Consider the following 1,366-nt stretch of genomic DNA (forward strand, 5'->3'; position numbering starts at 1 on the left):
GGCCGACTTTTTCAGATGGAGTGGTTGCCGCCCTCCCCAGACGGCATCGCAATGTGCCAAAGTCGTGGTGTTATCAGCCACGCAACGGAGAGGACGGCGAGATGAAGGATATGATGATCGGGGTGGATCTGGCAAAGAGTGTTTTCCAGATCCACGGCGCGCTGTGGACAGGAGAGGTCCAGTTCCGCAAGAAGCTCACGCGAAAGCAGTTTGCGTCATTCATGGCCCAGCAGGAGCCCTGCTTGGTCCTTTTTGAGGCTTGCGGCAGCGCGCACCACTGGGCGCGCGAGATGGAATCGTTCGGGCATGAGGTGAAGCTGATCGCGCCGCAATACGTGCGCCCGTTCGTCAAGCGCCAGAAGAACGACGCCGCGGACGCCGAGGCGATCGTCATTGCGGGCCGCCAGCCCGAGATGCGCTTTGTGGCGCCCAAGACGGTCGAGCAGCAGTCTCGCGCGGCGGTCTTCCGCGGCCGAGAGCGCCTGGTTCATCAGCGCACCGCGGATGTGAACGCATTGCGGGCCCTGCTGTATGAACATGGCCACGTGTTTCCGGAAGGAATACGCCAACTCGACCGTCTGACGGCGCTTGTGGAGGATGAGACTTCCGACTTGCCTGCGCTGATCCGGGAGGAGTGCCAGGATCTACTGACTCAGATTGCAGAAAAAACGGTGCGTATTGCTGAGCGCACCACGAAACTCAAGACGCTGGCCTCCCAGTCGGACAGGGCGCGCCGGCTCCAGACCATGCCGGGTGTCGGACCGCTGACGGCCGTCGCGGTGGAAGCGTTCGGACCTGACATGGCACAGTTCAAAACAGGGCGCGACTTCGCGGCTTGGTTGCGCCTTGTGCCCAGGCAACATTCTTCCGGAGGCAAGGAGCGTCTTGGGCGCATGACCAAGGCCGGCCAGGTCGATATCCGACGCCTCCTGATCATCGGTGCAATGTCGCGATTGGGCTGGCTTGGGCAGCGCACAATACCGGAAGGCAGCTGGCTGGCACGCATGTTGGCGCGCAAGCCCAAGATGCTGGTCGCGATCGCGCTGGCCAACAAGATGGCGCGGCAGATCTGGGCGATGCTGACGAAGGAAGAGGATTACAGGGATCCGGCGCTGGCAGGCGCGGCATGATGCTCATGTCAAACCGCCAGTGACGGTGCCAGGGGGTGTGAGAAGACGATGACATGAATGGGCAAAATGATCGAACAGATCCGGATTGGGAAAACCAGCAGGCTGCTGCGAGCCTTAGAGCTCGTTCTTCAGATGTGGACCCGATCCGCTGATCACCATCCCGGCCCGCGGCTTCTGGAAATGTCGCATACTGAGGCCTGACAGAAGTTCGCACTCGATCACATGCTCGAACGGTC

At 61.3% G+C, this 1,366-nt stretch carries 1 protein-coding gene; it reads left to right on the forward strand.

What is annotated here, in order from left to right; all coding sequences use genetic code 11:
- Positions 1-101 precede the first annotated feature (101 nt).
- Positions 102-1,130 (forward strand): IS110 family transposase, encoded by a 1,029-nt coding sequence (locus ACGYK9_RS19360; protein WP_394415351.1) that lies wholly within the window; start codon positions 102-104, stop codon positions 1,128-1,130.
- Positions 1,131-1,366: the final 236 nt, after the last annotated feature.

The organism is Sulfitobacter sp. 1A15258 (assembly GCF_043557045.1).
Lineage (GTDB): Bacteria > Pseudomonadota > Alphaproteobacteria > Rhodobacterales > Rhodobacteraceae > Sulfitobacter > Sulfitobacter faviae.